The 26,416-nt window shown below is 65.0% G+C and carries 29 protein-coding genes; 24 read left to right on the top strand and 5 right to left on the bottom strand.

Going from position 1 to position 26,416, the window contains the following annotated elements; translation table 11 throughout:
* Position 1 precedes the first annotated feature (1 nt).
* Positions 2 to 1,096, top strand: coding sequence for a glycosyltransferase (locus tag BZF57_RS15205; RefSeq protein WP_086739505.1), 1,095 nt, complete (start codon positions 2 to 4; stop codon positions 1,094 to 1,096).
* A 49-nt stretch (positions 1,097 to 1,145) separates the two neighbouring features.
* Here BZF57_RS15205 and BZF57_RS15200 read toward each other — a convergent pair whose 3' ends face one another.
* The 3 genes from BZF57_RS15200 to BZF57_RS15190 all read right to left on the bottom strand — a co-directional run bounded on the left by BZF57_RS15200 (position 1,146) and on the right by BZF57_RS15190 (position 3,308).
* Positions 1,146 to 1,451, bottom strand: coding sequence for a GIY-YIG nuclease family protein (locus BZF57_RS15200; protein ID WP_086739503.1), 306 nt, complete (start codon positions 1,449 to 1,451; stop codon positions 1,146 to 1,148).
* Between the two features lie 62 nt (positions 1,452 to 1,513).
* On the bottom strand, positions 1,514 to 2,851 hold the full coding sequence (locus BZF57_RS15195; RefSeq protein WP_086739501.1) for a phospholipid carrier-dependent glycosyltransferase: 1,338 nt from the start codon (positions 2,849 to 2,851) through the stop codon (positions 1,514 to 1,516).
* Between the two features lie 46 nt (positions 2,852 to 2,897).
* Entirely contained in the window at positions 2,898 to 3,308 is a 411-nt protein-coding gene (locus BZF57_RS15190) for a hypothetical protein (protein ID WP_086739499.1), read from the bottom strand.
* Between the two features lie 72 nt (positions 3,309 to 3,380).
* Between BZF57_RS15190 and BZF57_RS15185 the strand changes: the two genes are divergently transcribed.
* The 8 genes from BZF57_RS15185 (at position 3,381) to BZF57_RS15150 (ending at position 11,621) form a co-directional block, all read left to right on the top strand.
* Positions 3,381 to 3,944 (top strand): TetR/AcrR family transcriptional regulator, encoded by a 564-nt coding sequence (locus BZF57_RS15185; protein ID WP_240506010.1) that lies wholly within the window; start codon positions 3,381 to 3,383, stop codon positions 3,942 to 3,944.
* 10 nt (positions 3,945 to 3,954) lie between these two features.
* Positions 3,955 to 5,172, top strand: coding sequence for a trans-sulfuration enzyme family protein (locus BZF57_RS15180; RefSeq protein WP_086739497.1), 1,218 nt, complete (start codon positions 3,955 to 3,957; stop codon positions 5,170 to 5,172).
* Positions 5,173 to 5,184: 12 nt separating this feature from the next.
* Positions 5,185 to 5,802 carry a 2-hydroxychromene-2-carboxylate isomerase gene (locus BZF57_RS15175; RefSeq protein WP_086739495.1) on the top strand — a complete coding sequence of 206 codons (618 nt, stop codon included), beginning with the start codon at positions 5,185 to 5,187 and terminating at the stop codon, positions 5,800 to 5,802.
* Between the two features lie 23 nt (positions 5,803 to 5,825).
* On the top strand, positions 5,826 to 6,197 hold the full coding sequence (locus BZF57_RS15170) for an energy transducer TonB family protein (RefSeq protein WP_162291025.1): 372 nt from the start codon (positions 5,826 to 5,828) through the stop codon (positions 6,195 to 6,197).
* 102 nt (positions 6,198 to 6,299) lie between these two features.
* The gene (locus tag BZF57_RS15165; RefSeq protein WP_086739490.1) at positions 6,300 to 8,339 is read left to right on the top strand and encodes an alpha/beta fold hydrolase; all 2,040 of its coding nucleotides are present in this window, start codon (positions 6,300 to 6,302) and stop codon (positions 8,337 to 8,339) included.
* A 114-nt stretch (positions 8,340 to 8,453) separates the two neighbouring features.
* Positions 8,454 to 10,220, top strand: coding sequence for a methyl-accepting chemotaxis protein (locus BZF57_RS15160; protein ID WP_086739487.1), 1,767 nt, complete (start codon positions 8,454 to 8,456; stop codon positions 10,218 to 10,220).
* A 112-nt stretch (positions 10,221 to 10,332) separates the two neighbouring features.
* Complete coding sequence (gene apaG / locus BZF57_RS15155) at positions 10,333 to 10,746, top strand: Co2+/Mg2+ efflux protein ApaG (protein ID WP_086739484.1); 414 nt, start codon at positions 10,333 to 10,335, stop codon at positions 10,744 to 10,746.
* Between the two features lie 71 nt (positions 10,747 to 10,817).
* Positions 10,818 to 11,621 (top strand): LysR family transcriptional regulator, encoded by an 804-nt coding sequence (locus BZF57_RS15150; protein WP_086739481.1) that lies wholly within the window; start codon positions 10,818 to 10,820, stop codon positions 11,619 to 11,621.
* Between the two features lie 13 nt (positions 11,622 to 11,634).
* Here BZF57_RS15150 and BZF57_RS15145 read toward each other — a convergent pair whose 3' ends face one another.
* On the bottom strand, positions 11,635 to 12,228 hold the full coding sequence (locus BZF57_RS15145; protein WP_086739479.1) for a helix-turn-helix transcriptional regulator: 594 nt from the start codon (positions 12,226 to 12,228) through the stop codon (positions 11,635 to 11,637).
* A gap of 290 nt (positions 12,229 to 12,518) precedes the next feature.
* On the opposite strand from BZF57_RS15145, the gene BZF57_RS15140 reads away from it, so the two are divergent.
* A complete protein-coding gene (locus BZF57_RS15140; protein ID WP_086739477.1) occupies positions 12,519 to 13,028 on the top strand; it encodes a helix-turn-helix domain-containing protein in 510 nt (169 codons plus the stop codon).
* Between the two features lie 13 nt (positions 13,029 to 13,041).
* Here the strand turns inward: BZF57_RS15140 and BZF57_RS15135 are convergent, their stop codons facing one another.
* The gene (locus tag BZF57_RS15135; protein WP_086739474.1) at positions 13,042 to 13,611 is read right to left on the bottom strand and encodes a hypothetical protein; all 570 of its coding nucleotides are present in this window, start codon (positions 13,609 to 13,611) and stop codon (positions 13,042 to 13,044) included.
* A 791-nt stretch (positions 13,612 to 14,402) separates the two neighbouring features.
* Between BZF57_RS15135 and BZF57_RS15130 the strand changes: the two genes are divergently transcribed.
* From BZF57_RS15130 to rpsC, 14 genes are all read left to right on the top strand, one after another.
* Positions 14,403 to 15,530 (top strand): adenine-specific methyltransferase EcoRI family protein, encoded by a 1,128-nt coding sequence (locus BZF57_RS15130; protein ID WP_206073281.1) that lies wholly within the window; start codon positions 14,403 to 14,405, stop codon positions 15,528 to 15,530.
* Entirely contained in the window at positions 15,527 to 16,621 is a 1,095-nt protein-coding gene (locus tag BZF57_RS15125; RefSeq protein WP_086739469.1) for an HNH endonuclease family protein, read from the top strand. Before BZF57_RS15130 ends, BZF57_RS15125 begins: the two co-directional genes overlap by 4 nt.
* A 374-nt stretch (positions 16,622 to 16,995) precedes the next feature.
* Positions 16,996 to 17,367, top strand: coding sequence for a 30S ribosomal protein S12 (gene rpsL, locus BZF57_RS15120; RefSeq protein WP_006831873.1), 372 nt, complete (start codon positions 16,996 to 16,998; stop codon positions 17,365 to 17,367).
* A 182-nt stretch (positions 17,368 to 17,549) separates the two neighbouring features.
* Positions 17,550 to 18,020, top strand: a complete 471-nt coding sequence (gene rpsG / locus BZF57_RS15115; RefSeq protein ID WP_086739466.1) for a 30S ribosomal protein S7 — start codon at positions 17,550 to 17,552, stop codon at positions 18,018 to 18,020.
* Between the two features lie 111 nt (positions 18,021 to 18,131).
* The gene (fusA, locus tag BZF57_RS15110; RefSeq protein ID WP_086739463.1) at positions 18,132 to 20,264 is read left to right on the top strand and encodes an elongation factor G; all 2,133 of its coding nucleotides are present in this window, start codon (positions 18,132 to 18,134) and stop codon (positions 20,262 to 20,264) included.
* 94 nt (positions 20,265 to 20,358) lie between these two features.
* Positions 20,359 to 21,549, top strand: a complete 1,191-nt coding sequence (gene tuf / locus BZF57_RS15105) for an elongation factor Tu (RefSeq protein WP_017665147.1) — start codon at positions 20,359 to 20,361, stop codon at positions 21,547 to 21,549.
* Between the two features lie 330 nt (positions 21,550 to 21,879).
* A complete protein-coding gene (gene rpsJ, locus BZF57_RS15100; RefSeq protein ID WP_017665146.1) occupies positions 21,880 to 22,191 on the top strand; it encodes a 30S ribosomal protein S10 in 312 nt (103 codons plus the stop codon).
* Positions 22,192 to 22,468: 277 nt separating this feature from the next.
* Positions 22,469 to 23,263: a 50S ribosomal protein L3 gene (gene rplC, locus BZF57_RS15095; RefSeq protein ID WP_086739460.1), complete on the top strand. Its 795-nt coding sequence runs from the start codon at positions 22,469 to 22,471 to the stop codon at positions 23,261 to 23,263.
* A gap of 3 nt (positions 23,264 to 23,266) precedes the next feature.
* A complete protein-coding gene (gene rplD, locus BZF57_RS15090; RefSeq protein ID WP_086739458.1) occupies positions 23,267 to 23,890 on the top strand; it encodes a 50S ribosomal protein L4 in 624 nt (207 codons plus the stop codon).
* A complete protein-coding gene (locus tag BZF57_RS15085) occupies positions 23,883 to 24,191 on the top strand; it encodes a 50S ribosomal protein L23 (protein WP_086739456.1) in 309 nt (102 codons plus the stop codon). The genes rplD and BZF57_RS15085 overlap by 8 nt, the downstream gene beginning before the upstream one ends.
* Before the next feature lie 23 nt (positions 24,192 to 24,214).
* Complete coding sequence (rplB, locus tag BZF57_RS15080) at positions 24,215 to 25,051, top strand: 50S ribosomal protein L2 (protein ID WP_086739454.1); 837 nt, start codon at positions 24,215 to 24,217, stop codon at positions 25,049 to 25,051.
* A 6-nt stretch (positions 25,052 to 25,057) separates the two neighbouring features.
* On the top strand, positions 25,058 to 25,333 hold the full coding sequence (rpsS, locus tag BZF57_RS15075; RefSeq protein WP_086739452.1) for a 30S ribosomal protein S19: 276 nt from the start codon (positions 25,058 to 25,060) through the stop codon (positions 25,331 to 25,333).
* Positions 25,333 to 25,710 (top strand): 50S ribosomal protein L22, encoded by a 378-nt coding sequence (gene rplV, locus BZF57_RS15070; RefSeq protein ID WP_069310550.1) that lies wholly within the window; start codon positions 25,333 to 25,335, stop codon positions 25,708 to 25,710. Before rpsS ends, rplV begins: the two co-directional genes overlap by 1 nt.
* 1 nt (position 25,711) lies before the next feature.
* Positions 25,712 to 26,407: a 30S ribosomal protein S3 gene (gene rpsC / locus BZF57_RS15065; protein WP_086739449.1), complete on the top strand. Its 696-nt coding sequence runs from the start codon at positions 25,712 to 25,714 to the stop codon at positions 26,405 to 26,407.
* The last annotated feature ends 9 nt before the right edge of the window (positions 26,408 to 26,416 follow it).

Genomic DNA, 26,416 nt, shown 5'->3' with positions numbered 1-26,416 from the left:
CATGAGCCTCGACCTTGCGATCATTCTCCCGACGCTCAACGAGCGCGGCAATCTCGCCCCGCTGGTGGAGCGGATCGACCGTGCGATTCGTGACGCGGCAGCGTGGGAAGTCATCATTGTCGATGATGACAGCAAGGACGGCACCGCCGACGAGGCGCGCGCGATCGCGCTCACCGATCCGCGGGTGCGGGTGATCCAGCGCATCGGCCGCCGGGGTCTTGCGAGCGCCGCCATCGAAGGCTTCTGTGCCACCGCCGCGCCCTATGTGGCGGTGATGGACGCCGACCACCAGCACGATCCCGCGCTGCTCCCCGGCATGCTCGCCGCGCTCAAGAGCGGCGAGGCCGAGATCTGCGTCGCCAGCCGCTTTGCCGAAGGCGCGAGCACCGCCGAATGGGCCGCGCCCGAGCGCGAGAAGCTCTCGACCTATGCCAATGCCATTGCCCGCAAGATCACCGGCGTCGAACTGACCGACCCGATGAGCGGCTATTTCATGCTCCCCTCGTCCACCGCCCGCGCGCTTGTGCCGCGGCTGACGGGGATCGGGTTCAAGATCCTGCTCGACCTGCTAGCGACGTCGGACACGGCCATGAAGGTCAAGGAATTCCCCCTCAATTTCGCGGCCCGCCGCGAAGGAGAAAGCAAGCTGGACCGCGCCATCCTGTTCGATTTCCTCGCCGGGCTCTACGACAAGACCCTGGGCAAGGTGATCCCGACCCGTTTCGCCCTGTTCGGCACCGTCGGCGCGTTGGGCGTGGTGGTGCACTTCGTGGTGCTGACGAGCCTGTTGTTCCTGTTCGGCCACCACTTCACCTTCGCCCAGAGTGGCGCGGTGCTGGTGGCGATGAGCTTCAACTTCTGGCTCAACAACTGGCTGACCTACCGCGACAAGCGCCTGACCGGCGCGGCGGCGCTGCTGCGCGGCTGGATCGGCTTCATCGCCACCTGTGCGATCGGCGGCTTCGCCAACGTCGCGATTGCGACCTTCCTCGAGGCGCAAGGCGTGTTCTGGGTGCTCGCCGCGCTGGCGGGGATCGTGGTCGGCTCGGTCTGGAACTACGCCCTTTCGAGCCGGTTTGTGTGGGGAAGGTTTTGAGCCTCACCTTCGTCATTGCGAGGAGCGCAGCGACGAAGCAATCCATGGCCTAAGGGTTCAATTCGAAGAACAGGTCCCGCCATTCGGGGTTCAGCGCCTCGATCAGGGCGATCTTCTTCGCCCGTGATCCGCCCTTGATCTGCTTTTCGCGGGCGATTGCGTGTTCCATGGTCGCGTGGAGCTCGAACCAGACGAGGCGCTTGCAGCCATATCGACGCGTGAAGCCCTCCACATGCCCCTCTCGATGCTCCCATATGCGTCGCGGAAGGTCCGACGTGACGCCAACGTAGAGCGTCCCGTTCTTGTGGTTGGCCATGATGTAGACGGCAGGCTGGAATTGCCTGTTCTGGTCCATGGATTGCTTCGCTTCGCTCGCAATGACGAGGGATAGCTAGCAGATTGACGTGGACCTTTCCATCACATCCACCCCTTCAGCCACATCCAGTCGAGGTAGGCGTCCGGCCCCGCGATCGGGAGGGCGGCGATGATCGGGAAGAAATAGGCCGCCACCAGCAGCGCCCCTGCCAGCACGCCGCCCGCGAGCCACTCGCCCTTCGGCAGGCGGCGCAAGTCGCTGCATGCCAAGGCGAGCGCGGCGAGCAGGAAGAAGCTCGGCACAAGATAGTGGTAGTAGAACTGCACCGGCTTGGGCGCGATCACCCACAGGCCGAGCGCCGCGGCATAGCCGAGCGCCGCCGCCAGCCGCGCCCAGTTCCTTTGCCACACGCCCTCGACCAGGCACCACGCCAGCGCCGGGAGCCCGAGCCACATCGTCAGCGGATTGCCCACCAGCAGCACCCCGCGCATCGCACCGTCGACCTCTTCGTAGAGATACCAGATCCCGCGCGTGTTCAGCACCCATTGCGACCACTGGCTCATGTAGCGGTGCGGGGTCTTGAGCTGGCTCTGGAGCTCGAACATCTCGCGGTGGAGCCCGATCAGCCCTTGGCTTGCGAGCGGCGAGGGATGCGCGGCGTCCGCCCACCAGTAGCCCGGCACATAGGTCGCCGCATAGACCGCCAGCGGCACGATCCCGAGCCAGACGAAGGCCTCGACCAGCGTGATCCCCGGCACCGGCGCGCCGCGGCGGCTCAGCAGCAGGCGGCGGCGACCGGCGAGAGCGCGGGCGATGAAGAAGGTGATGCCGGGCACCATCGCGAGCGGAATGGCGTTCCACTTGGCCCCCAGCGCGCAGCCGATCGCAATGCCGGTGAGCGCGAGGCGCCAGCGCCCCTGTTCGGGCTGGGCACAGGCCGCGGCGAATTGCCATGCAGCCACCGCCAGCGCGTTCGCCATGACGATATCGAGCATCGCGATGCGCGAATGGATGAACAGCGGGAAGCCGGTTGCCAGCAGCAGCCCGAAGGCGAGGGTGGCGTAGCGGTCATGGCTCGCATGCCACAACGCACGCAGGGCGGCGAAGAATGCCAGCACGCCGCTGGCCCACGGCACGATCCGCCAGCCCAGTGGATTGTCGCCGAACACCAGCATGCCCAGCGCGATCAGCTCCTTGGCCAGCAGCGGGTGCTCGCGGTTGCGATACTCGCCCGCGCCGGTCTGGATCAGCGACAGGAACTCGCGCGCTGCGGGGATGTAGTGGACCTCGTCGAAATAGAGGATCGAGGGGATCGCGAGACGCCATCCGGCGAGCAGCGCGAAGATACCCGTCATCGCCAGCACCCAGCCCAGCGGGTCGCGCGGGCGGGCCGGCGGAAGCGCGGCGGCGGGGGAGGGGGACGCTTGGGCCTCGGCCATGACTGGCCCCGCGCTTAGGCAGGGCCAGCCATCGCCGCAAGACAGATTATGCCCGCACCGGCTTGCCGTCCGTCTGCTCCAGCCAGAACAGCCGCGCACACATGGCGAGGAGCGCAATGCTCGCCGAGGCGAGTATCAGCACCGTCCACAATGGCAGGTTCATCCCCGCCGCCTTCGCCCGTGGCAGGATCAGGAAATACGCCACGGTCAGCGAGAACAGCAGGTCCCACCACACCTGCACGCCCCACAGGTTGGTGGTGTGGTTGAGGATCACCGGAAAGAAGCCCTCGGTCGCGATGGTGACGAGGGTGAAGGCGGCAAAGCCCGCCGACAGCCCGCCCGCGAGCACGGCATTGCCCGGCGCACCGGGCCGCACGAGGATCATCAGGATCGCGGCGGTCGCAAAGACCAGCCCGCCACCGGCGAGCGCGAGGAAGGGGGTAAGGGTGTCTGGCATCGCGAGTCTCCCATATGTAGCGATTGCTACGTGCGCTTGTAGCAAGCCCTACACCCCGCTACAAGCACCCGCATGAGCCCGCGCTCGAAGAAGCCTCCGATGTCCAAGGACAGCCTGCTGCCGCTGCTGATGGCGCACGTGCTCGCGCATGGGCTGGGGCAGGCGAGCCTGCGGCCGCTCGCCAAGGGCGCGGGCACCTCGGACCGGATGCTGATCTACCACTTCGGTACCAAGGAACAGCTGGTCGTCGATCTGCTGTCGCACATCGCGCAGGTCTATGCGGCGATGCTCGAAGGGGTGATCGCCGGGCAGGACCGCCCCACGACGCGCGAGGCGCTGGTGGAGCGCATCCTCGCCCAGAACGGCGATCCGGCGATGCAGCCCTTCATGCACCTTTGGTGGGAAATCGTCGCGGGCTCGGCGCGCGGCCTGCCCGGCTTCCGCGAGGCGGCCCGGGCGATGGTGGACGAGCTGGTCGTGTGGCTCGAAGGGCAGATGCCGGCAGGCGATCCCGATCCGGCGGGCGGCGCGCGATATCTCCTCACCGTGATCGAGGGGACGATGATGCTCGCCGCGGTCGGGCACGGCGATGCGGCGCGCGAAGGCCTGCTTGCGGGCGGGCTGCTGCCGTCCTAGAGGCGGGCACATGAAGAAGACCACCGGCATGGACCGCGCCGCCACCAGCGGCTGGCGACCCGCAACCAAGGCGCTGCGCGGCGGCACCTGGCGTTCCGAACATGGCGAGACCAGCGAGGCGCTGTTCCTCTCCTCGGGCTATACCTACGACGACGCCCAGACCGTCGCCGACCGCTTTGCGGGCACCGCGCAGGGCATGACCTATTCGCGCCTCCAGAACCCGACCGTCGCCATGCTCGAAGAACGCATCGCGCTGATGGAGGGGGCCGAGGCCTGCCGCACGCAGGCGAGCGGGATGGCGGCGATGACCGCGGCGATGCTGTGCCAGCTTTCGGCGGGCGACCACGTCGTCGCCGCGCGCGCCGCCTTCGGCTCGTGCCGCTGGCTGGTCGACAGCCTGCTGCCCAAGTTCGGCATCGAGACGACCGTGATCGACAGTGCCGACAATGCCGCATGGGATGCCGCGATCCGGCCCAACACCAAGGTGTTCTTCTTCGAGACCCCGGCGAACCCGACGCTCGATATCGTCGATCTCGCCTATGTCTGCGGCCTCGCCAAGGCGCACGGGATCACCACGGTGGTCGACAATGCCTTCGCCTCGCCCGTCTTGCAGCGCCCGATGCAGTTCGGCGCGGATGTGGTCGCGTACAGTGCGACCAAGCTGATGGACGGGCAGGGCCGCGTGCTGGCGGGCGCGATCTGCGCGAGCAAGCAGTGGATCGACGAGGTGCTGATGCCCTTCCAGCGCAACACCGGCCCGACGCTTTCGGCCTTCAACGCCTGGGTGGTGATGAAGGGGCTGGAGACGCTCCCCTTGCGCGCCTTTGCCCAGAGCAAGAGCGCGGTGGCGCTCGGCGAATTCCTCGAACCGCGCGTGACGAAGGCGGGCGGGCACCTGCTCCATCCGGGCCTGCCGAGCCACCCGCGCCACAACCTCGCGCTCGCGCAGATGGACGCGACGGGGCCGATCTTCGCGCTGGACGTCGGCACCCGCGCGCGGGCCTTCGCGCTGCTCGATGCGCTCAAGCTGATCGACATCTCGAACAACATCGGCGATGCGCGCAGCCTGATGTGCCACCCCGCCTCGACCACCCACGCCGGCCTGACCGAGGAAGCGCGGGCCGAAATGGGCGTGACCGAAGGCCTGCTGCGGATCAATGTCGGCCTCGAGGATATCGAGGACCTCACCGAGGATATGGACCAGGCGCTGGCGGCGGCCGGCATCTAGGGAGCGCAACCAATGACCAAACGCGTTGAACTCGTCTTCGATTTCGTCTCGCCCAATGCCTACCTGATCTGGTGGCCGCTGCGCGAATTGCTCGATCGCTACGAGGCCGAGCTTGACGTGATCCCCGTCTTCCTCGGCGGGATGCACAAGCTCACCGGCAACGCCCCTCCGATGCTCCGCGACAAGGACGTAAAGGGGAAGAACGAATACGCGATGCTCGAGATGCAGCGCTTCATCACCAAGCACGGCCTGACGAAGTATCGCCTGCACCCGCAGTTCCCGTTTAATTCGATCCTGCTCCAGCGCATGCTGTTCGCCGCCGATCAGGACGGGCGCGGCGTGCAGTTCGTGGAAGCCCTGCTGCGCCCGATCTGGGAGGACGGTCTCGATGTGTCCTCGCCCGAAGCCATCGGCGCTGTCCTTACCGAGGCGGGCTTCGACGCCGCCGATCTCTTTGCCCGGACGCAGACCGACGAGGTGAAGCAGGGCCTCGTCGCCAACACCGACGCGGTGGTCGCGCGCGGTGCCTTCGGCATCCCGACGATGTTCGTGGGGCCCAAGGGCGAGGGCGAGATCTTCTTCGGCAAGGAACGCCTCGGCCAGATCGAGGAACTGCTCGCCAAGGGCTGAGGCAGGGGAGGGTGCTTATGCGGATGCTGCCTGTTCTCGCTCTCGCGGCGCTTGCGGCGTCGGCCACCGCTCAGGATATGCCTGCGTCCGAAGCCGCACCCGCCTCGCTGCCCCCCGCTGAGGAACTGCCGATGCAAGGCACGCGCTACTACGCCGTGCCGCCGAAGTTCGAATATCCGGTCGCCGCGCTGCAGGCGGGGATCGAGGGGCGCTGCAACATCCGCTTCACGGTGGATGCCGAGGGCGTGCCGCAGGACGTCTCGCCTGATTGCGACCACCCCGCCTTCGTCGCGCCGGTGCTCGCCGGGATGGCGCGGGTGCGGATGATCATCAGCGAGGAGGTCGTCGCGGGCGAGCGCTTCATCCTGCCGGTGAGCTTCCGCATTCCGCTCTGACCTCTGCGGGCCGCACCCGTATTCCGCCGCAAGGCCCTTGCGTTCCGCTCGCCAAATCATAGGCTTGGCGAATCAGGGGCACGCAGGGGACGCAAGGCGCGCATGGTACGATTTCACCGGTTCTGGGCCGGGCTGGCGCTGGTCGCTGCCCTGCCGTTCGCCAGCATTGCCGCAGACGCGCAGGAGCCTGCGCCCGCTGCCACTCCGGCAACCGCTGCTGCCAGCCCGGCCGAGCCCCCGCCGCCGCCGATCGCAGTCGGCCATTTCGCCAAGCGGCCCGCTTTCTGGGACGCCAAACTCTCGCCCAACGGGGCGATGTTCTCCTTCATGCGCCATTCGAACGGCGAGGTGCAGTTCGTCATCACCGACACCACCTCGGGCAAGCTCGTCCGCGCGCTCGCGGCCGATCCGCAGGACGAGCTCGACTGGTATCGCTGGGTCACCAACGACAAGCTGCTGCTTGCGGTCTCGACCCCGGGCGAGTTCTTCCGCGAGGAGGTGCGCTACACCCGCCTGATCCTCGTCGAGGTCTCGAGCGGCGTGATGACCCGCCTGTTCGCGCGCAGCGACGTGGTGGAGGGGGACAACGTCATCCATGTCGCCAAGGACGGCTCCTACGTCCTCGTCGCGATCCAGCAGACGATCTACGACTACCCCTCGGTGTTGCGCCACGAGCTGAAGCCGGGCGGCAAGATCAGCGTGGTGCAGGACCCGCGCGACGGGGTGTGGAACTGGGTCGCCGACGATCAGGGCGTGGTCCGCATGGGCACCGGCTGGTTCGAGGACCGCTTCAAGGTCTACTACCGCCCCGGCGCGGGCGAGAACCTCAAGCTGGTGGCGCGGCTGAAGGAGAGCGACACGGTCGACCGCTACTGGGACGCGCTCTCGATCGTCAACGGATCGGACGAGGGCTATGTCCTGTCGGAAGGCGACACGGGCCGCGTGGGCCTCAGGCGCGTCAACTTCTCGACGCGCGAGGTGATCGAGACGGTCTACGAACACCCCGAATGGGACATCGACAGCGTCACCCTGAAGGACGGCAAGCCCTTCGCCGCCTACTACACCGCCGAGCGTGACGAGGTGCACTGGTTCGACCCCGCGATCGCCAAGCAGTACCGCTCGCTGCGCAAGGCGCTGGGCGATGGCGAGGTGTGGGTGACGAGCCGCGCCGAGGACGAGACGCGGATGCTGGTCTATGCCGGGCACGAGAGCGATCCCGGCGTGCTCTACCTTTATGACCCCGCAGCCAAGCGCTTGCAGGAAATCTCGCAGTTCCGCCCCGAGATCGACTTCCGCGCGCTCGCCAGCCCCAAGCCGGTGCAATACACCGCGCGCGACGGCACGGTGATCCGCGGCTATCTCACCCTCCCGCGCGGGCGCGAGGCGAAGAACCTGCCGCTGATCCTGATGCCCCACGGCGGGCCCTACGGCGTGCGCGACAAGCTCGAATACAACGACGAGGTGCAGCTGCTCGCCAACCGCGGCTATGCAGTGCTCCAGCCCAATTACCGCGGCTCGGGCGGCTATGGCGATGCGTTCTTCGAGGCGGGCGCGGGCCAGATCGGCCGCAAGATGCAGGACGATATCGACGACGCGATGGACTGGGCCGTGAAGCAGGGCATCGCCGATGCGAAGCGCGTCTGCGTCGTCGGCGGCTCCTATGGCGGCTACGCGGCGCTGTGGGCGGTGCTGCGCAACCCCGAACGCTACCGCTGCGCGGCGAGCTGGGCGGGGGTGACCGACTGGAACAAGCTGCTGCGCTACGACCGGCGCTATCTCACCGCGCGGGTCAACAAGTGGTGGCAGGCGCGCGTCAGGGGCGACAAGACGCAGGACCTCGACGGGGTCTCGCCCTACCGCACCGCCGGCACGCTGTCGCGCCCAGTGCTGCTCGCCCACGGCACCAAGGACAAGCGCGTGCCGATCAGCCAGTACAACATCTTCGAGAAGGCCGCGCGCATCGCGCCCGTGCCGCCGCAGACGCTGGTGATCAAGGACGAGGGCCACAGCTTCTCCAGCCCCGAGAACGCGCAGGCGTGGTACGAGGCGCTCGACGGGTTCCTGGCCAAGCACAACCCCGCCGATCCCGCCCCTGCCACCGCGGCAGCGCCGCCCGACAAGGCCCCCGCCGCCGCGCAATGACGCAGACGACCGGCGCTTAGGTAGCTTCCCCTATCAGGCGCGCGCAGCGCGTTAGCGCGGCAATGCTAGGCCAGCAGGCTTCTGCAATCGTTTCGAACGCCGGGGCCCTCGCGCATGTCCATCCGCAAGGTCAGCAGGCAGGGGGCCGCGGGCCTTGCTGCCGTGATCGCCATCGCTGCCCTGCTGGCGGCCTATGCCATCAACGAGATCCGCTTCGGCGGCGAGATGCACCGCACCAACCAGCAGCTCCACGAATTCAACGCCGATATCCTGCCGCCGCCCGGCTACCTGATCGAATCCTATCTCGAGGCGACCCTGATCGCGCGCGATCCGGCCAGCGTCGGCGCGCGCGCCAAGCGCCTCGCCGCGCTCGAAAAGGACTTCAACGCCCGCTTCGATCACTGGAGCGCGTCCGATCTCGAACCGGCCCTGCGCGACGGCTTTGCCACCACCGTGCGCGAGGACGGCAAGGCCTTCTGGAGTCTGGTCGACAACCAGCTGATCCCCGCTGCGCGCGCGGGAGACCGTGCCGCGATCGACCGCGCTGCCGACGAGATTGGCGCAGTCTACACCGCGCACCGCAAGCGGATCGACCGGCTCGTCGCCGATGCCGCCGCGCACCAGATGACGCTGGCCGAAGCGGCGAGCGCCACGCTCACCTTCACCACCGTCATCCTGCTGCTTGCCGCGCTGATGGTCGGCGGCGGGGTCGGGGCGGGGCTGATCCTGCTGCGCAACCGCGTGATCTGGCCGCTCCACGACACCGCCGATGTGATGGAGCGCATGGCGGGCGGCGATCTGGCCGCAGGCGAGCGCGACGCGCACGGCAATGACGAGATCGGCACCATGACCCGCGCAATCGAGGTGTTCCGCACCTCGGCCCGCAGCGAACGCGAGAACGCGCTGGCCCAGCAGCAGGTCGTCGAAGCGCTCCAGACCGCGCTTGCCCGGCTGGCCGAGGGGGATTTCACCCACCGCATCACCGCGCCGCTCGCCCCCGAATACGAGCCCCTGCGCCAGGGCTACAACGCCTCGGTCGAGCGGCTCGCGGCGATGATGGCGAGCCTGCGCCAGACCGCCGGGGGCGTGGGCACCGGCGCGCGCGAGATCCACATGGCTTCGAGCGATCTGGCCACCCGCAACGAACGCCAGGCCGCCAATCTCGAGGAAACCGCCGCGACGCTCAACCAGATCACCGCGCTGGTGCAGGACACCGCGGCCAATGCCGCGCGCGTGCAGGCGGCCATGTCCGAAACCCATGTGCAGGCGAGCCGGGGCGGCGAGGTGGTGCGGCGCGCGGTCGATGCCATGTCGGCGATCGCGGCCTCGTCGCAGCAGATCCGGCAGGTGGTCGACGTGATCGACGGGATTGCCTTCCAGACCAACCTCCTCGCCTTGAACGCCGGGGTCGAGGCGGCGCGGGCAGGGGCGGCGGGCTCCGGCTTCGCGGTGGTCGCCAACGAGGTCCGCGCGCTCGCCCAGCGCAGCGCCGAGGCCGCGCAGGGCATCAAGCAAATGGTCGCAAACAGCAATGCCCAGGTCAGCGAAGGCGTTGCACTGGTCGACGAGACCGGCACGCTGCTCTCCGGGATCGTCGCGCGGGTGGGCGAGGTCAACGGCGAGGTCGCGCATATCGCCGAAGGGGCCGGCACGCAGGCGGCCAGCCTCTCGCAGATCAACACCGCCATCGGCGACATGGACCGCATGACCCAGCAGAACGCCGCAATGGTCGAACAGGCGACTGCCGCCGCCCAGAGCCTCGCCGACGAAGCGGGCGAGCTCGCCGCGCTGGTCGCGCAGTTCCGGATCGAGGATGTCCGTGCTCCCGCCGCGCGCGCGCCTGCGCACGGCTGGCAGGGCGGCCTCAGGGCGATCGGCTGACCCGCCTGACCGCCAGCCTTGCGTGAAATACGCCGGGCTGCGGGATACAGCTGGGATTAAGCGCGTTGCCCCTCTTGTGAGGAAGCGAAGAATCGCTAACCTTGGAGGCGACATGAAAGAATTTTTCCAGCACGCCGCCACCACCGACGGGGTCACGGTCCGCGTCGCGGTCAATTACCTGCCGGAGCAGTCGCATCCGGAAGCGGGCAAGTGGTTCTGGGTCTATCACATCCGTATCGAGAACGCCTCGCACGAGGCGCTGCGCCTGCGCACCCGCCACTGGCGGATCACCGACGGGCGCGGGATGGTCAATCATGTCGACGGCGAAGGCGTGGTGGGCGAACAGCCCCTGCTCCAGCCGGGGCAGAGCCACGACTATGTCTCGGGCTGCCCGCTGACGACGCCTTTCGGTTCGATGGAAGGCTTCTACACCTTCGAGCGTGCCGATGGCTCGCCGGCCGAGGTGCGCATTCCCTTCTTCCCGCTCGCCGCGCCCGAAACGGCCGAGGGCCGCTCGCCGCTCTGACGGCCCCTCGCGCGGGGACGCGCTGATTCAGCCGCTTGCGATGCAGCCCTTGCGCGCCTAATCCTCGCGCCGTGAAGCGCACCCACTTGCCCCTCAACGCCTTGCGCGTGTTCGATGCCGCCGCGCGGCACCTGTCTTTCACCCGTGCCGCCGACGAGCTGGCGGTGACCCCCGCAGCAGTCGGCCAGCAGATTCGCGCGCTCGAGGATGTGCTCGGCGTGGTGCTGTTCCGCCGCACTTCCAAGGGGCTGGAGCTGACGCCCGAGGGCGAGGCGGGGCTCGATCCCCTGCGGGAAGGCTTCCTGAGGTTCGAGGAAAGCGTCGCCGCGATGCAGGCGGGGCAGGCCTCCGACCGCTACACCATCGCCGTGCCGCGCGAATTCTATGCCGAATGGCTCGCGCCGCGGCTGGCGCGGTTCCAGGCGGGGACGCCGGGGGTTCAATATATCCTTGCGCCTGACGAACACGCCGATTTTACCGAGGCGAACCTCGATCTCGCGATCCGGCTCGCCGACGGGCCGGGCGAATTGCAGGGGGTGCAGCTGGCACCGGCGATGCGGGTGACGGTGGCCGCGCCCGAATACCGCGATGCGTGGATCGACTGGCCGGGGATGACCATGCCCGATGGCCGCAACCCCTGCATCCGCGCGGGCAGCCCCGGGCAGGCGCTGGCCTCGGCGCTGGCGGGGATGGGGCGCACGATCCTGCCCTTCGCGCTGGCCGAGGGCGCGATCGCGCGCGGGCAGCTGGTGGCGCATGGCGAGCCCGAGGCGGCGACCCGTTCCTACTGGCTGATCGCCCCTCCGCCGCAATGGCGCAGCAAGAAGGTGCGCGCGCTGGTCGAGTTTCTCGGCGCCTATTCCGCCACCGGCTGAGCGCGCTTGCGACTTACAGGTGAATGAGGCGGCTGCGCAGCGCCTTGATCACCGCCCCCACGCGGTCGTGGCAGCCGAGCTTGGCATAGATCCGCCGCATATAGGTCGCCACGGTCTCGGGCGAGATGTCGATGATCGTGGCGATGTCGGTGTTGCTCTTGCCCTTGGCGACCCATTGCAGCACGTCGCGCTCCCGGGTCGAGAGCACCGGCACGGTGACATCGGGCGAGGCGAGTTCACAGATCTTCTGGTGCCCGGCGAGCAGCAGCAGGTGTTCGGTGCGCAGCACATCGGGGGGCAGATTCGCCTCGCTCCCCGGAAAGCCCATCGCGACGTAAGCATCCTGACCGCCCGGGCCCCACAGCGGAAAACCGATCCCGGCGCGCACCCCGTGTTCGCGCGCGGCCTTGATATAGGCCTGCTGGCCCTTGGTTAGCCGCGCGGAGCTAACCGCCTCCTGCCAGGTCATCGCCTTGCCCGCGCGCATCACAAGATCGGGAACGGGATCGGTGAAGTCATCGTCGGAGTTGGTGTAAATCTCCACCCATTCAGGGGGATAGCCCGCGTAGAATACATCCGGGCGAAGCGGCGAAGCGCCGTCGAACATGAGTTCGGGATGCTAGCTGATTTTGTCACCGCCAATTTTGCGGCACGATTCAAACATTATGGCGAGTACGGAGTCTACCGAGTCCGCTGCAAATATTTCATCGAGCAGGCGGACAAATACTTTGACATCCAACATCGCCACCCACAGTAGACCGGTCCGAAATTAGCTAATCTGGCCGGTAATTTTACTATTATCCCTGTCTCCATTGTCTCCATCAGATCGGTTTCAGACACTAACGTAGTTTAGTTAGGGGACATGAAATTACGTAGAGGGCGGGTAAATCGTGCAGCATGTGCGATGAAACGAACATGATGTCCGAACGGCTGGCCCGGCTCGAAACCGCCCTCGCGGCGATCTCGGGAGGGGCTGTGCTCTGTGCCAACGACACCGCGACGGACCCTTGCGCCGAGCTGCGAGGCGTGCCCGCGCCGGAGAGCCCCGCGCCCGTCGCGCTCCCGCCGTCCGCGCCCGGCCTCATCGAGGCGCTCATCGCCGCGCGCCGCCTGCGCACCAAATATTTCGACCAGGACCTGTTCTTCGACCCCGCCTGGTCGATCCTCATCGACCTCTACCAGGCCGAGCTCCAGGGCAAGCAGCTGTGCGTCTCGGCCGTGTGCTACGGCAGCGGTGTCGCCGAGACCACCGCGCTGCGCTACATCGGCGTGCTCGAGCAGCGCGGTCTGATCGCGCGGGTGGCCGACCCCAAGGACAAGCGCCGCGCCTTCCTCAAGCTCACCCAGCCGGCGCGCGACAAGCTGGCGCGGTACTTCGGCGAGGTGCGCCGCAACTGGGCGGCCTGAGGCGGGCGGGGGGCTAGGCCTCCTCCTCCTCTTCTGCGTCATCCTCCGGCCACCGGCCGAGCAGCTCGTGGTGGATCCGCGCCCACAGCCAGTGCCCGCGCTTCACCTCCCGCGCATCGACCATGTGATCCGAGCGGTGTTCGAGCACCCAGCAGATCATCCCGTTCGCCTTGGGATAATGCACCCCTTGCGCGATCGCCCGCTCCATCGCGCAGTCCATCAGCCGCTGCCGCCCCCATTCGAGCGCCGCATCCCACGCCCGCGCGAAATCCCACGCCTCGGGCCGGGCGCGCAACTTGTAGAGCGCCTCGATGCTCTTGCCGACCTTGAGCGCGGCCTGCTTGACGATCCCCGAGGCGGCGAGGTGGAAGATGAAGGCGCGCTGCACCTCCGGCGTGATCGAGTTCCCCCGCGGATGCGCGTGGCGATAGGGGATGAAGTCGAGCAGCGGATCATCCTCCGGGATCGCCAGCTCCTCGAACGCCACCCGCGAGGTCGCCTGCCGCTCATGCTTGCGCTTGTTGACGAGCAGCGGCGTGCGGGGCGGGGGCGGGGGCGGAGAGGGCGCGCGCTTGCGGGGCATGGCGCGGGGGGAGATTGCAGGTTTGGCGGGAGTAGGAAAAGGAAAAGTGTCCACCCCCGGCCCCTCCCGCAGGCGGGAGGGGAGAAGCGCGACCCATCCCCCTCCCGCTTGCGGGAGGGGTTAGGGGTGGGCGCGGAGCCACCAAGGGCGAGCGTGCCGCTGAACCGGCGCGAAGCGCCGCAAGGCCGACCGTCCTCAAGTAGCGAAGCGATAGGACGACAAAAAGCGCGCGCCCGAGCTTATGCGAGGAAAGCCAAGGCGGACGGACGTCCGCCGCCCGGCGCCTGAGGGCGCCAACAAATGACTCGGGGAGGGGCTAGCGTCCGTCCCCCTCCGTCTCCCCGGACCCGATCCGGGGCCCCGCTTTCCTTGGGTTCACACGAAGACACGATGAGGGCGGCGCCCGCATCAAGAAAGGGGTTTCACGCAGAGACCGCAGAGGGAAAGGAGACGCGGAGAGGCCGCCGCCCACCGCCATCCTCACCGCCTCATGGCAAGGCGCCAACCCTAATGTCGTCATGGCGAGGCGCGCAGCGACGCGGCCATCCATCGCCGAACGACGCGCCAGGCGACGAGGGCAGACCATGGATTGCCACGTTACGCTCGCAATGACGAAGGAGGGGTAGGGTGGCGTTAGTCCCGCCTTTTCCGCCACCCCGGGCTTGACCCGGGGGCCCGCTTCCTGCTGATAAGTGGTTGTACGGGCGCAAGAGTTGTTGTGTCCGTTTCGGCCGTTCCAACTGGACTCATGCGCCCTTGGTGCGTAAACGGAACAATAGAAGAACATCGACTTGGAGCAAATCGCAATGGCAAGCACTAGCCCTGCTTCCGCTTCCGGCAATCGCGCGCTGTCAAAGGCCAAGAGCGCCAAGCAGGACGAGTTCTACACCCAGCTCTCCGATATCGAGAATGAACTGCGCCATTATCGTGACCAGTTTCGCGGCAAGGTAGTGCTGTGCAATTGCGATGATCCCTACGAGAGCAATTTTTTCCGTTATTTCGCGCTGAACTTCAATGCGCTCGGCCTCAAGAAGCTGATTGCAACCTGTTATGACGGGTCGAGCATCGCTGGCGGTCGCCTGCCGCTGTTCGAGATAGAGGGGCTTAAGCCTGATTGCAGGCAGCCTTACGCTGTCGAGATCACCAAGGTGCCGGATGTGAATGGTGACGGTGCGATTGACCTGACCGACGTGAAATTGCTGCTGCAAAGCGACGGTAACGTGAGTCATACGCTGAAAGGCGATAGTGAGTATGGGGCGGGCGATTTCCGTAGCGTCGAATGTATTGAGTTCTTGAAACAGGCCGATGTGGTTGTGACGAACCCGCCCTTCTCGCTGTTTCGGGACTATGTTTCACAATTAATTGAATACAAAAAACAATTTTTGATCATTGGTGCGAGAAATGCATTGCACTATCAGGAAATCTTTAGGCTGATACGCAACAATCAACTGTGGCTCGGGCGCGGGTTTGCATCGGGAAATGCTTTCTTTGCAATACCAAAAGGTGCTGAGCGTGATTTTGCTGATGGCGTTTATGATCCAAACACGGGCCTGGTGAAGTTCCGGAACGTTTGCTGGTTTACCAATATGGATCATGAGGGACGTCATGAAGAAATACCTCTTTTTCGTCATTACAGCCCTGATGATTTTCCCACCTACGACAACTTCAATGCTATTGAAGTCAGTAAGGTGGCTGATATACCTGCCGACTACGACGGACTTATGGGCGTACCAGACACATTCTTTGACCGTTATAATCCAGAACAATTTGAAGTTATCGGAATTCCTTTTGGAAATATGGGCAAAGAGCTTGGTGTCACGAAGAATTTTCGAGGGCGTACTGATATCTCGATTACAACAAACGGCAGATCGCGGTGTCCCTATTCTAGGATCATTGTGAGACGAAGGGGCGTGGATTGAAAATTACGTTGCAGAATATTCGCGTTGCTGACCTCGTCGACGGATTCAGCGACAAGGGCGAAGCGGGCGTCATCGGTTACGGCGGCAAGCTCAACATCCGTCCCGCGTATCAGCGGGAATTTGTCTACAGCGGCAAGCAACGCGAAGCCGTGATCGACACGGTGCGCAAGGGCTTCCCTCTCAACACGATGTATTGGGCTGTGACGGATAATGGTGGCTTCGAGCTGATGGACGGGCAACAGCGCACCATTAGCATCTGCCAATATGTGCAGGGCGATTATTCCGTCATGATCGACGGCAATCCGTTCGGCTTTGCCAATCTGCCCAAAGAGCGGCAGCAGCAGATCTTGGACTACGAGCTCTCGATTTATGTCTGCGAGGGCACTGACCAACAGAAGCTGGACTGGTTTCGCGTTATCAACATCGCAGGCGAAAAGCTATACGATCAGGAACTGCGCAACGCGATCTACACCGGCCCGTGGCTCGCCGCCGCCAAGACCTGGTTCTCCAAGTCCGGCGCTCCCGCTGCTGCCATAGGCAACAAGTTGCTGAACGGCTCGCCGATCCGGCAGGACTATCTTGAAACCGCGCTCGACTGGATCAGCGACGGGAAGATCGAAGCCTACATGGCGGCGCATCAATTCGATCAAAACGCCAACGAACTATGGGCTTATTTTCGCGCGGTCATCGAGTGGGTCAATCTGACATTTCCAAACTATCGCAAAGAAATGAAGGGCGTGGCGTGGGGGCCGCTCTACAACCGATTCAAGGACGTTCCGCAGGACACCGCTAAGCTGGAGGCCGAAGTCTCGCGGCTTATGCGGGATGAGGATGTCACCAAGAAATCGGGCATTTTCGACTATGTACTGAGTGGCAACGAACGAGCTTTGTCGATCCGTGCTTTCACAGACAATATGAAGCGGGAAGCGTGGGAGCGGCAAGGCGGCCTTTGTACAGTCTGCAACAAACCGTTTGCCATCGAGGACATGGAGGCAGACCATATCGACCCATGGCACGCGGGTGGAAAGACGATTGCCACGAACTGCCAAATGCTTTGCAAGCCGGATAATCGGCGCAAGAGTGGCAAGTAGAAAGCAAAACCCCGGGAATCAAGTCCGGGGTGACGGGCAGGGGTGTAGGATGCATCCAACTCCCGCCTTGACCCCCAACTCAAACCCGCCTAAGGGCGCGCATCTTTCCGGGGTATCCCCTCGGAGCGAGCTGAACATTGGCGGTGTGTCTCCCTCGGGGAGGTAGCCGTCAAAGTAACCCGGTGGCCGAAGGGCCTGACTGTGTGGGTGGAGCGTTTCGGCTTGTGTGACATGCGAGGATGGCCGCGTCGCGGGCGTTCTTGTTCGCTGGGTCCCGGGTCAAGCCCGGGATGACAGCCTCGCGCAAGGCAATCCTCTCTCTCTCCATCGTCCGGCACCCGTGCTCACCATCAACCTGGTGAAGTGAGAACTTAATGCCGACGATCAACCAGCTGGTCCGCAAGGGCCGCGTTCCGCAGAAGGCCAAGAGCAAGGTCCCTGCGATGGAGCAGAACCCGCAGAAGCGCGGTGTCTGCACCCGCGTCTACACGACGACCCCGAAGAAGCCGAACTCGGCGCTGCGCAAGGTGGCCAAGGTCCGCCTGACCAACCAGCGCGAAGTCATCAGCTACATCCCGGGCGAAGGCCACAACCTGCAGGAGCACTCCGTTGTGCTCATCCGCGGCGGCCGTGTGCGCGACCTTCCCGGCGTGCGCTACCACGTGCTGCGCGGCGTCCTCGACACGCAGGGCGTGAAGGACCGCAAGCAGAGCCGCTCGAAGTACGGCGCCAAGCGTCCGAAGTGATCTGTCCGGGGGACAGGTCATCCTGAATAGCTCGCCACAAGCGAGCGTAGTTCAGGATCCATGGCTCCTCCAGCGCAGGTTTAGGAAATCAAAGGGCTGAGCCCGCCTCCCGATGGATGCTGAAACAAGTTCAGCATGACGGAAGGGGAGGGCAGGGGCCGCACTCCGAAGGAGTTGAAAACATGTCACGTCGTCGTCGTCCCGAGAAGCGGGAAATCCTGCCTGATCCGCAGTTCGGGGATCAGGTGCTGTCGAAGTTCATGAACAACCTCATGCTCGACGGTAAGAAGGCCGTTGCCGAAAAGATCGTCTATGGCGCGCTCGCCACGGTCGAGGCCAAGGCCAAGGCCGATCCGATCCAGCTGTTCCACGATGCGCTGAACAACGTGAAGCCGCAGGTCGAAGTGCGCAGCCGCCGCGTCGGTGGTGCCACGTATCAGGTGCCGGTCGAGGTTCGCCCCGAGCGTGCCCAAGCGCTCGCGATCCGCTGGCTGATCACCGCCGCGCGCGGTCGCCCGGAAACCACGATGGCCGCACGGCTGTCGGGCGAGCTGCTCGATGCGGCGAACAACCGCGGCAACGCCGTGAAGAAGCGCGAGGACACGCACCGCATGGCGGACGCGAACCGCGCCTTCTCGCATTACCGCTGGTAAACCGCTCGGATTGTGGGCAGCCGGAGGACGGGGTCTTCCGGCTGTCACAATCTTCCCTATATGGGGCCCTGACCGCGACCCGGCGGCCCTCTCTCACCTAAGGAACCTGATATGGCCCGCGAGTATCCGCTGGAGCGCTATCGCAATATCGGCATCATGGCGCACATCGATGCCGGCAAGACCACCACGACCGAGCGCATTCTCTACTACACCGGCAAGTCCTACAAGATCGGCGAAGTGCACGATGGTGCCGCGACGATGGACTGGATGGAGCAGGAGCAGGAGCGCGGGATCACGATCACCTCGGCCGCGACCACGACCTTCTGGACCGCCGAGGACAGCTCGATGGATCCGATGAGCGATCCCGACGCGCTGCGCGAGGGTCAGCCCAAGCACCGCATCAACATCATCGACACCCCCGGCCACGTCGACTTCACCATCGAAGTCGAACGCTCGCTGCGCGTGCTTGACGGTGCCGTGGCGGTGTTCGACGGCGTGGCCGGCGTGGAACCGCAGTCGGAAACTGTTTGGCGTCAGGCAGACAAGTACGGCGTCCCCCGGATGTGCTTTATCAACAAGCTCGACCGCACCGGCGCTGACTTCTACTACTGCGTCCAGTCGATCATCGACCGCCTCGGCGCCAAGCCGCTGGTGCTCTATCTCCCGATCGGTGCCGAGAGCCAGCTGCAGGGCGTGGTCGACCTCGTCAACAACCGCGGCATCGTCTGGAAGGACGAGAGCCTCGGCGCGAAGTACGAGTTCATCGAAATCCCCGCTGACCTCGCCGACAAGGCGGCCGAATATCGCGAGCGCCTGATCGAGCTCGTCGTCGAGCAGGACGACGAGATCATGGAAGCCTACCTCGAAGGCAACGAGCCCGATGTCCCGACGATCAAGAAGCTGATCCGTCAGGGCACCATCGCGCGCGCCTTCGTGCCGGTGACCTGCGGCTCGGCGTTCAAGAACAAGGGCGTGCAGCCCCTGCTTGACGCCGTGGTCGACTATATGCCGTCGCCGCTCGACATTCCGCCGATCAAGGGCGTGCTGCCCGACAGCGACCAGGAAGACGAGCGTCCCTCGAGCGACGATGCGCCCTTCGCGGCTCTCGCGTTCAAGATCATGAACGATCCCTTCGTCGGCTCGCTGACCTTCACCCGCATCTACTCGGGCAAGCTCACCAAGGGCCAGGTCCTGAACTCGGTGAAGGACAAGAAGGAAAAGATCGGCCGCATGCTGCTGATGCACTCGAACAACCGCGAGGACATCGATGAGGCGTTCGCCGGCGACATCGTCGCGCTGGCCGGCATGAAGGACACCACCACGGGCGATACCCTGTGCGACGCGTCCAAGCCGATCATCCTCGAGCGCATGGAATTCCCCGAGCCCGTGATCGAGCTTTCGGTGGAACCCAAGACCAAGGCTGACCAGGAAAAGATGGGCATCGCGCTCAATCGTCTGGCGCAGGAAGACCCCTCGTTCCGCGTGTCGACCGACCACGAAAGCGGTCAGACGATCATCAAGGGCATGGGCGAACTGCACCTCGACATCATCGTCGACCGCATGCGTCGCGAGTTCAAGGTCGAAGCCAACGTCGGCGCGCCGCAGGTGGCTTACCGCGAATACCTCGCCCGCGAAGTCGAAGTCGATTACACCCACAAGAAGCAGTCGGGCGGCTCGGGCCAGTTCGGCCGCGTGAAGGTCACGGTCACCCCGGGTGAGCGCGGCCAGGGCGTGATCTTCGAAGACCAGATCAAGGGCGGGAACATTCCGCGCGAATACATCCCGGCGATCGAAAAGGGCTTCCGCGAGCAGGCCGAGAGCGGCCATCTCGTGGGCTTCCCGATCATCGACTTCTCGATCAAGCTGACCGATGGTGCCTACCACGACGTCGACTCGAGCGCGATCGCGTTCGAAATCGCCGCCCGCGGCGCCATGCGCGAAGTCGCCCAGAAGTCGGGCATCAAGCTGCTCGAGCCGATCATGAAGGTCGAAGTGGTCACCCCGGACGATTACCTGGGTGACGTCATCGGCGACCTCAACAGCCGGCGCGGTCAGATCCAGGGCACCGACACCCGCGGCAATGCCCAGGCGGTCGAAGCCTTCGTGCCGCTCGCCAACATGTTCGGCTACGTCAATGAACTGCGTTCGTTCACGCAAGGGCGTGCGCAGTACACCATGCAGTTCTCGCACTATGACGAGGTTCCGGCCAACGTCGCAGCCGAGGTCAAGGAGAAACTTGCCTAAGCTGCCTCGGCAGTCTAGGGGCGGCGCCTGATTCTGCGGGTGCCGCCAGTTTCCCGCGAACACAGATTTTCATCCAAGAAGGTACACCAGAGAAATGGCCAAGGAAAAGTTCCAGCGGAATAAGCCGCACTGCAACATCGGCACCATCGGTCACGTCGACCATGGCAAGACCACCCTGACCGCGGCGATCACCAAGGTGATGGCTGAAACCTACGGCGGCAGCGCCGTGGACTTCGCCAACATCGACAAGGCCCCGGAAGAGCGCGAGCGCGGCATCACCATCTCGACCGCGCACGTCGAGTATGAATCGGCTGCCCGTCACTACGCGCACGTCGACTGCCCGGGTCACGCCGACTACGTGAAGAACATGATCACCGGTGCCGCCCAGATGGACGGCGCGATCCTCGTCGTGAACGCCGCTGACGGCCCGATGCCCCAGACCCGCGAGCACATCCTGCTCGCCCGTCAGGTCGGCGTGCCGGCGCTGGTCGTGTACATGAACAAGGTCGACCAGGTTGACGACGAGGAAATCCTCGAGCTCGTCGAACTGGAAGTCCGCGAACTGCTGTCGTCGTACGACTTCGACGGCGACAACATTCCGATCGTCAAGGGTTCGGCTCTGGCCGCTCTCGAAGGCCGCGATGACAACATCGGCAAGGACTCGGTCATTGCCCTGATCGAAGCCGTCGACAGCTACATCCCGCAGCCCGACCGTCCGGTCGACAAGAGCTTCCTGATGCCGATCGAAGACGTGTTCTCGATCTCGGGCCGCGGCACCGTGGTGACCGGCCGTATCGAAACCGGCATCGTGAACGTCGGCGACGAAGTCGAAATCGTCGGCATCAAGGACACCCGCAAGACCACCGTCACCGGCGTGGAAATGTTCCGCAAGCTGCTCGATCGCGGTGAAGCTGGCGACAACGTCGGCGCCCTGATCCGCGGCGTGGCCCGTGAAGAAGTCGAGCGCGGCCAGGTTCTCGCCAAGCCGGGCACCGTGACCCCGCACACCGAGTTCTCGGCCGAGGTCTACGTGCTGTCGAAGGACGAAGGTGGCCGTCACACGCCGTTCTTCGCCAACTACCGCCCGCAGTTCTACTTCCGCACCACCGACGTGACCGGCGAAGTGATCCTTCCCGAAGGCACCGAAATGGTGATGCCGGGCGACAACGTGACCATCGGTGTGAAGCTGATCGCGCCGATCGCCATGGACGAAGGTCTGCGCTTCGCGATCCGCGAAGGTGGCCGCACCGTGGGTTCGGGCGTCGTCGCCAAGATCACCAAGTAAGGTGTTGCTCCGCTAAGGGGCGTAACTGAACGCTGAGAGGCCCGGCGCTCTGACGAGCTGCCGGGCCTTTTAGTGTGAGGGAAGGGCGCCAGTCCGGCCCGAAATTGCAGTCGTTTCACGGTCATGTAATTTTCGGTCCGAGAGCCCTTGCCAGAATCCAACTCGGCCCGTATAGGCGCGCATCCCCGACGGAGATTCGTCTCCCGACGGCACGAGTTTTGAGGAAGGCCGCCCGCTCTCGGGAAACCGGAAGTCAGCGGGGCGGTCTTTGTTTTTGGGAAATGCCGGGTCACCGGCAGCTCCTTGGCTCTTTCGCATCGGTAGTAGGACATGGAAGCTCAGAATATCCGTATTCGCCTCAAGGCGTTCGACCACCGCGTTCTCGACCAGGCCACTGGTGAGATCGCTGATACGGCCCGCCGCACCGGCGCTCTTATTCGTGGCCCCATTCCCCTGCCGACGCGTATCGAGAAGTTCACCGTGAACCGCGGCCCGCACGTCGACAAGAAGTCGCGCGAGCAGTTCGAGGTGCGCACCTACAAGCGGCTGCTCGACATCGTGCAGCCGAACGCCCAGACCGTCGATGCTCTGATGAAGCTCGATCTGGCCGCCGGCGTGAACGTCGAGATCAAGCTGGCCTGAGGCTAGCCGAAATGCCCCCTGCCTGCGCGGGGGGCCTCTATCGTTGGAGCCATAAGCGCTCCGCCTGACGATAGGGTGGATACCGCCGGAGATACTCTCCGGGCTGCGTCCCCCGTCTCGCTCCCGAGGCCACCCGGCCGGCAGGAGCACTCAGCCCGGACGGGGCGATGCATGAAAATTCGGGCTGAACGGGGCCGCAGGTGCATTTCGCGTCTGCGGTCTCACACGCACCTTGCGGATGGTCTGCAGGGTGCCTCTGTTGAGGAGTGAACTGACGATGCGCACCGGCGTTATCGCAAAGAAAGTCGGGATGACCCGCCTCTTCCAGGAGGACGGACGGCACGTGCCTGTGACCGTTCTCGCGCTGGAAGATTGCCAGGTGGTCTCGCACCGTACTGCCGATCGTGATGGCTACTTCGCGGTCCAGCTCGGCGCGGGCGAAGCCAAGCACAAGAACGTTGCCAAGCCGCAGCGTGAACAATTCGCCAAGGCCGACGTCGGCCTGAAGAAGCAGGTTGCCGAGTTCCGCGTGGACAGCGCCGATGCGCTCGTTCCCGTCGGTGCCACCATCAGTGCCGAGCATTTCATTGCCGGCCAGATGGTCGACATCACCGGCCACACGCAGGGCAAGGGCTTTGCGGGCGCAATGAAGCGCTGGGGCTTCGGCGGTATGCGCGCCACCCACGGCGTCTCGATCTCGCACCGTGCTCATGGTTCGACCGGTAACCGTCAGGATCCGGGCCGCGTGTTCAAGGGCAAGAAGATGGCCGGCCACATGGGCGACCGTCAGCGCACCCAGCAGAACCTCGAAATCGTCCGCACCGACGCCGAGCGCGGCCTTCTCTTCGTCAAGGGTTCGGTCCCGGGCGCGAAGAACGGTTGGCTGCTCGTTCGCGACGCGGTGAAGCTGCCGGCCCCCGAAGGCCTGCCGTTCCCGGGCGCGATCCTCGAGAAGAAGGCCCCTGTGGCTGACGAGACCCCCTCGGTGGTCGAAGCCGCGGCCGAAGAAGCCATCGTGACCGAAGCCGTCGAAACCGACGCGCCGGCCACCGAAGAAAACAAGGAAGGCTGAGCCATGAAGATCAAGGTTCAGAACATCGAGGGGAAGGCCTCGGGCGATATCGAACTGTCGGATGACGTGTTCGGCATCGAGCCGCGCGCCGACATCCTGCACCGCGTGGTGACCTGGCAGCTCGAGAACCGCCGCGGCACCGCCCGCCCGACGCGCGAGCGTTCGGACGTGGCCCGCACCGGCAAGAAGTTCGGCCGCCAGAAGGGTGGTGGTACCGCCCGTCACGGCGACCGTGCGGCTCCGATCTTCATCGGCGGCGGTAAGGCTCACGGTGCGCGCAAGCGTGACTTCGAGCAGTCGCTCAACAAGAAGGTCCGTGCGCTCGGCCTCAAGATGGCGCTTTCGACCAAGGCCAAGAGCGGCCTAGTCATCGTCGACAGCCTCGAACTGAAGGACGCCAAGACCAAGGCGCTCAAGGGCCACCTGACCAAGGCCGGCCTGACCGGCAAGGTGCTGGTGATCGATGGCGAGCAGGTTGACGCGGGCTTCAAGAAGGCCGCCGGCAACCTTCCGGGCATCAACGTGCTCCCGGCGATCGGTGCCAATGTCTACGACATCCTCAACCACGACACGCTGGTGCTGACCAAGGCCGCTGTCGAAAAGCTGGAGGCGCGCTTCAATGGCTAAGAAGCAGACTGTCGACGCGCGTCACTACGATGTGATCATCGCGCCGCACATCACTGAAAAGTCGACCCTCGCGTCGGAGCAGAACGCTGTGGTCTTCAAGGTCGCCGGCAACGCGACCAAGCCGCAGATCAAGGAAGCGATCGAGGCGATCTACGACAAGAAGGTCGTCGCCGTGAACACCCTGATCCAGAAGGGCAAGACCAAGCGCTGGAAGGGCAAGGCCTATCAGCGCAGCGACGTGAAGAAGGCCATTGTCACCCTCGCCGAGGGTGAAATGATCGACATCACCAGCGGTATCTGAGGCCAAGGGACAGGACACGAACAATGGCACTCAAGAACTACAAGCCGACCAGTCCCGCCCGCCGCGGTCTGATCCTGGTCGACAAGTCGGCCCTGTACAAGGGCAAGCCGGTCAAGGCGCTTACCGAAGGCAAGCGCAAGACCGGTGGCCGCAACAACAAGGGTCATGTCACCTCGCGTGGCATCGCCGGTGGTCACAAGCAGAAGTACCGCTTCATCGACTTCAAGCGTCGCAAGTGGGACATGCCGGCGACCGTCGAGCGGCTCGAGTATGACCCGAACCGCACCGCCTTCATCGCGCTGGTGAAGTACGAAGACGGCGAGCAGGCCTACATCCTCGCGCCGCAGCGTCTCGCTGTCGGTGACCAGGTCGTGGCCGGCGAGAAGGTCGACACCAAGCCGGGCAACGCGATGCTGCTGGGTCAGATGCCGGTCGGCACGATCTGCCACAACGTCGAGATGAAGCCGGGCAAGGGCGGCCAGATCGCCCGTTCGGCCGGCACCTATGTGCAGGTCGTCGGTCGTGACCGCGCCTTCGTCATCGTCCGCCTCAACTCGGGCGAGCAGCGTTACCTGCGCGCCGATTGCATGGGCACGGTGGGTGCGGTGTCGAACCCCGACAACGCCAACCAGAACTTTGCCAAGGCCGGCCGCTCGCGCTGGATGGGCAAGCGTCCGCTGACCCGCGGCGTTGCGAAGAACCCGGTCGACCACCCGCACGGTGGTGGTGAAGGCCGCACCTCGGGTGGCCGTCATCCGGTTACCCCGTGGGGCAAGCCGACCAAGGGTGCCCGCACGCGCCACAACAAGCAGACGGACAAGATGATCATCCGTTCGCGTCACGCGAAGAAGAAGAGGTAAGAGACGATGGCACGTTCCGTCTGGAAAGGTCCGTTTGTCGAGCTGAGCCTGCTGAAGAAGGCAGAGGAAGCGCAGGAGGCCACGAACGCCAAGCCGATCAAGACCTGGTCGCGGCGTTCGACGATCCTGCCGCAGTTCGTCGGGCTCACCTTCAACGTCTACAACGGGCACAAGTTCATTCCCGTTTCGGTTTCGGAAGAAATGGTCGGCCACAAGCTTGGTGAATTTGCGCCCACGCGCACCTTCCCCGGCCACGCTGCCGACAAGAAGGGCAAGCGCTAATGGGCAAGGCAAAAGCACCCCGCCGCGTGGGCGATAACGAGGCGCTGGCCGTCGGCACCACGATCCGTGGTTCGGCGCAGAAGCTCAACCTCGTCGCGGCCCTGATCCGTGGCAAGAAGGCCGAAGAGGCGATGAACATCCTCGCCTTCTCGAAGCGGGCGATGGCACGCGATGCGAGCAAGGTGCTCGCCTCGGCGATCGCCAACGCCGAGAACAACCACAACCTCGACGTCGATGCGCTCATCGTGGCGGAAGCCTCGGTCGGCAAGTCGGTGACGATGAAGCGTTTCCACACCCGCGGTCGCGGCAAGTCGACCCGGATCCTCAAGCCGTTCAGCCGGCTGCGGATCGTGGTCCGCGAAGCAGAAGAGGCGTAAGATGGGCCAGAAGAGCAATCCGATCGGTCTGCGCCTGCAGATCAACCGCACCTGGGACAGCCGCTGGTACGCCGAAGGGCGTGACTATGCGGGCCTGCTCAAGGAAGACATCGAGATCCGCAAGTACATCATGAAGAACCTGCCCCAGGCGGCGGTTTCGAAGGTGGTGATCGAGCGTCCGGCCAAGCTGTGCCGCGTGTCGATCTATGCGGCCCGTCCCGGTGTGATCATCGGCAAGAAGGGCGCGGACATCGAAAAGCTGCGCTCGAAGCTTGCGACCATGACCGCGAGCGACGTCAAGCTGAACATCGTCGAAATCCGCAAGCCGGAAATCGACGCCAAGCTCGTCGCACAGGGCATCGCCGACCAGCTGGTTCGCCGCGTGGCCTTCCGTCGTGCGATGAAGCGTGCGGTGCAGTCGGCGCTTCGTCTTGGTGCCGAAGGCATCAAGATCGTGTGCGGCGGCCGTCTCGGCGGGGCGGAAATCGCCCGCGTCGAATGGTACCGCGAAGGCCGCGTGCCGCTTCACACCCTGCGTGCGAACATCGATTACGCCGAGACCGAGGCGCTCACCGCCTACGGGATCATCGGGATCAAGGTGTGGATCTTCAAGGGCGAGATCCTCGCTCACGATCCGACCGCGCAGGACCGCCTGATGATGGAAGCCCAGACTTCCGGCGTCCGCCCGGCTCGTTGAGGTAACAGA

It is taken from the genome of Erythrobacter colymbi, from assembly GCF_002155685.1.
Lineage (GTDB): Bacteria > Pseudomonadota > Alphaproteobacteria > Sphingomonadales > Sphingomonadaceae > Erythrobacter > Erythrobacter colymbi.
This window is presented reverse-complemented; position numbering and strand designations above follow the sequence as displayed.